This is a genomic window from Microbacterium sp. LEMMJ01 (assembly GCF_002114135.1).
Taxonomy (GTDB): domain Bacteria; phylum Actinomycetota; class Actinomycetes; order Actinomycetales; family Microbacteriaceae; genus Microbacterium.
This window is the reverse complement of record NZ_NCTV01000011.1, coordinates 1-3,952: the sequence shown is the minus strand read 5'-3', so window position 1 is coordinate 3,952 and position 3,952 is coordinate 1. Positions and strand designations below refer to the sequence as shown.

Annotated in this window: 6 protein-coding genes; 2 read left to right on the top strand and 4 right to left on the bottom strand. The window is 69.0% G+C overall.

Annotated elements, in window-relative coordinates; genetic code table 11:
- The 4 genes from B7W94_RS00730 to B7W94_RS00715 all read right to left on the bottom strand — a co-directional run.
- The coding region (locus tag B7W94_RS00730) for a tyrosine-protein phosphatase (RefSeq protein WP_085603607.1) at nt 1–689 on the bottom strand (689 nt) is incomplete at its 3' end.
- Nucleotides 686–1,519 carry an extracellular solute-binding protein gene (locus B7W94_RS00725; RefSeq protein ID WP_005052797.1) on the bottom strand — a complete coding sequence of 278 codons (834 nt, stop codon included), beginning with the start codon at nt 1,517–1,519 and terminating at the stop codon, nt 686–688. The genes B7W94_RS00730 and B7W94_RS00725, both read right to left, overlap by 4 nt.
- A 102-nt stretch (nt 1,520–1,621) precedes the next feature.
- On the bottom strand, nt 1,622–2,212 hold the full coding sequence (locus B7W94_RS00720; protein ID WP_005052796.1) for an SIS domain-containing protein: 591 nt from the start codon (nt 2,210–2,212) through the stop codon (nt 1,622–1,624).
- Nucleotides 2,128–2,601 carry a MurR/RpiR family transcriptional regulator gene (locus tag B7W94_RS00715; protein WP_164743636.1) on the bottom strand — a complete coding sequence of 158 codons (474 nt, stop codon included), beginning with the start codon at nt 2,599–2,601 and terminating at the stop codon, nt 2,128–2,130. The genes B7W94_RS00720 and B7W94_RS00715 overlap by 85 nt, the downstream gene beginning before the upstream one ends.
- 60 nt (nt 2,602–2,661) lie before the next feature.
- Here B7W94_RS00715 and B7W94_RS17795 point away from each other — a divergent pair, with 60 nt between their 5' ends.
- Nucleotides 2,662–3,012: a hypothetical protein gene (locus B7W94_RS17795; RefSeq protein WP_005052795.1), complete on the top strand. Its 351-nt coding sequence runs from the start codon at nt 2,662–2,664 to the stop codon at nt 3,010–3,012.
- A 480-nt stretch (nt 3,013–3,492) separates the two neighbouring features.
- Nucleotides 3,493–3,952, top strand: a 460-nt coding sequence (locus B7W94_RS00710; RefSeq protein ID WP_216353853.1) for a hypothetical protein, incomplete at its 3' end; no start/stop codon positions are given.

The following is a 3,952-nucleotide window of genomic DNA, read 5'->3' as shown; positions in this document are numbered from 1 at the left end:
GCGGGGCTCTCGGTGATGAGTTCGACCATTCCCGCGGTCAGTTCGATGCCGCGCTGTTCGAAGACGGCGGTCATCGCGTCTGACCACTCGCCGCGCAGGTTCTCGGCGGTGGCGGCGTAGTCGGCCACGACGTCGTCGCGGTCGACCCCGGCGGCGGCGAGCGCGAAGGCCACGACGAGACCGGTGCGGTCTTTGCCGGCGGTGCAGTGCACGAGCACCGCGTCGTCGTCGTCAGCCGCGATGATCACCCGGATCGCGTCGACCAGCTGCGCCCCGCGCTCGTCGACGATGTGGTCGTAGACGGGCACGAGTCCGACGTGCGTGGTGGCCTGCGCGGCCGGGTCGGCGTCGTCGAACACGGGCAGGTGGTGCACGGTGACCTCGAGCCCGTCGACCGCGCTCGGCGCTGTGGCGCGCTCGTCGCCGCCGCGCAGGTCGATGATGTGGGCGACGCCGATCTCGGCCAGCCGGTCGCGACCGGTCGCGTCGATGCGGTGCAGAGCATCTGACCGCAGCAGCTTGCCCCACCGGCTGGTGCCGCCGGCTGCACGGTAGCCGCCGGTGTCGCGCAGGTTGTAGAGGCCGGCCACGGCGTGGCGACGCTCACGAGGCGCCGCGGTCGCGGCATCCGGCGACGAAGCGGCCGCGGCATCCGTCGCCGAAGGCGTCAGGTCGAGGTCGATGGTCATTCGATCAGCCCCTGCGCGCGCTCGGCGGCCTCGGTCATAGTGGCGGCCGGGTCGGCGCCGTAGAAGACCGCGTCTTCGATGGCGGTGGCGAGCACCTGGTCGACCTGGGCGTAGCTGTCGCCGGGGTACGACACCCACGGCTCGAGCGCGTCGAGCTGCTCGAGGTTGGGCTTCACGAGCGGGTTGGCTTCGACCCAGTCATAGAGCGGTCCGCCCTCGTCGGCCATGCTGCTGCGCAGCGGTAGGTACCCGATCTGGGTCGAGATGATCTCGTAGGCGCGGGGGCTGGTCATGAACTGCATGAGCTCCCACGCGGCGGCCTGCTTGGCGGGGTCGGTGGCGAACATCGCGAGGAACGAGCCCGAGTTGGTGGGCACGACCGCCTGGTCTCCGAACGCGGGCAGGGTGTGAGCGTCGAGGGTCCAGCCACCGGCCTCGGCGCCCATCATGAACGCGCCCTGCAGGGCCGAGCTGTTGACGTGGATCGCGGTCTTCCCCTGCGCGAACGCCTCGTACTGGCTGGTGAAGTCCTCGTTGGTGAGCACGCCGTCCTCGTACATCTCGGTGAAGGTCGCGACCGTATCGATCGCGGCGTCCGAGCCGAACTCGATCGTCGTGCGGTCATCGCTCAGCACCTGGGCGCCGTTCGAGAGGAAGAGGCCCTGCATGCACCAGCTGCCGCCGGTGATCACGCACGACGCGCTCATCGAGGGGGCACCGGTGGACTCGGTGATCTGCGCGGCGGCGTCTTCGATGATCAGGTCGATATCACTGACGGCGGCGGTGCTCTTGAAGGAGCGACCGACACCAGAGAGCTGGATCGTTCCCATGAGTCGCCTTCTGCAAGCGACCTGACGAACCGGGGCCTTCCCGCGAAATCCGCTTGCAGAGCTATTGCAATCGAGGAAAGTGAATTTCCTGCAAACGGAGTGTCAACGCCCATCGCCGTGGTCGATAACGTCTGGCACGTCGGATGCCTCGGCGTCGGAGCCGTCGTCGGCGACGATGTCGAGCACCTCTTCGCGCACCGCGAGGCGCGCGCGGTCGGCGGCGTCGCTCATGCGGTCGGCGACGGCGATCTGCAGGGCGTTGAGCACGAGCAGCTGTACGAGCCCGCTGCCGAGAATGCCTTGATCCCACGCCTGGAAGCGCGCACCGGCGACGAGCAGGTGGTCGGCGCGGGTGGTGAGCGGGGTACGGGCGAAGCTCGTGACCCCGATCACGGTGGCGCCGGCGTCGACGGCGGCGTCCGCAACCGCGAGGGTCACCGAGTTGGCGCCACTCGAGCTGACGATGAGGCACACATCACCGGGGGCGAGCACGCGGGCGGTGAGGTGGGCGACCACGCCGTCAGCGGGCGCTTCGCAGGGCCGGCCGTTGACGGCGAACGCGACGGCCGACGCCTGGGCGGCGGCGTGCGAGGCGCCGGTGCCCGAGATCAGCAGGCGCGGCGCGCGGGCGATGGCGTCGGCAGCGGCGTCGAACGCGACCGGGTCGATCGAGGCGAGCGCGGTCTGCAGCATCCCACCCGCCCCTCGGCCAGCCACCGCAGAAAGCCCTCGGTGCCGGCGGGTGCGTCGGGCGCGGCGGTGGCGTCGGCGGCGAGGTCACGCACGAGCAGCATGCGCAGGTGCTGAAAGCTGCGCAGCCCCAGCGCCTGGGCGGTGCGGCTGACGGTGGCCGGCGACGTGTTGGCGGCTTCGGCGAGGTCGGCGCCCGACATGTCGACCACGTCGTGGGGTCGCTCGGCGCAGATGCGGGCGACGCGCTGCGCGCTCGGTACGAGCGACGGCAGGATCGAGAGGATGTGGTCGATGGTTCCGCCGAGCGGCGGCTCGTTGAGGGGCGAGTTCATGTAGCCGGTGATCACCTTTCGGGTTCGCCGCACATCGTATGGGCGCAATGCGACCACGACCCCAACCATAGGTGAACGCAGCGTTCATCGCCTCCGCTATCCGCGAAAGGCAATTTCATGACCTCCCTGCGTCCGCTCGAGCTCCCGAACAGTGCCATGCCCGCAAGGAAGTCGGCCAAGGGTGACTCGACCGAAGACGCCCACCTCGAGCGCCGCGATGGCGCCTACGATGACCGTCCGTGCGAGCCAGAGCCACGTGATCTGTCGATCCCGGCGGTCAAGCGCTCGAACGTTCCGCACGTCGATGTTCCGCTGGCGGGGGCGCCGGGGCAGCAGACACCGGTAACCAACGACGCGAAGAAGCCTGCCACGACGATGACGCCCGCAGCGCGGAACCAGAGGGCGGGGGCGACGCGCGAAACTGATCCTGCTCATGGCCCGATCAGACCGATGGCCACTCAGACGTGAAAGGGGAGACATCGCGTAGCCGCGATCCAGCAGAGAAGCTGAGGCGCTGTGAAACCGCCGCCCACATGATCGCGACGGTCGGCCGGCGTCCGAAATGTCCATATGGACATCGCGTGGACATTTCAACTGCGAAATGGACATTTCAGAAAGATCCCTACAAGATCGACGCTTGACCCGCACGCAGAAACCCCCTACTCTGTGAATGTCACATTCACTACTAACTGAGTAGAGGGAGACCCCACAGACCCACAGCCAGGGGAACCGCGCAACGCCGTTCCCCTCCCAGGGACAGGCGCCACACCGCAGCCTGACGAGCGCTCGCCGCGCTCTTCGCTCCGTCCCTCACGGCGACCGCCGTCCTCCCAACCAGGTCGCCGCCGCGGGGGCGGCTCCGTGACATAGCCGCCCCCGCACCTTCCCCTTCATGTCCGCGAAGAGAACGATCCGCGGCCTATACCCACAGACGCATCGGAGGATCCCATGGACAGCATCGACACCACCGCACCGGCAGACTGGCACGACTTCTACGTCGACCCCTTCCCCGGCCGCAAGGGCTCCGAGCGGATCACCGACACCTGCGGCAAGTGCATCGGCACCGGCCTGTACACCGGGCCCACCCACTTCACCGATGGCCACGGTCGCCCGATCTGCTTCGACTGCCACGGCACCGGCACTCGCAGCCGGCTCGTCAGCAGCGCTCGCGCCACCGCCCGCGCCCACGCGAAGGCGCACGCCGAGCACATCGACACGACGCGCGCGATCACCGCCCGTCGCGCTGCCTTCGAGGCCGAGCACCCCGGCCTGCGCGACCAGCTCACCGAAGCTCATCTGAGCATCCGGGAGGGCAACCCGCTGCGCGAGAAGATCGGCTACCTCCTCGACTCGCTCGAGGACTCCACCGGCACCCTCGACGCCGATGAGGTCCGCACTGCCCACGAGC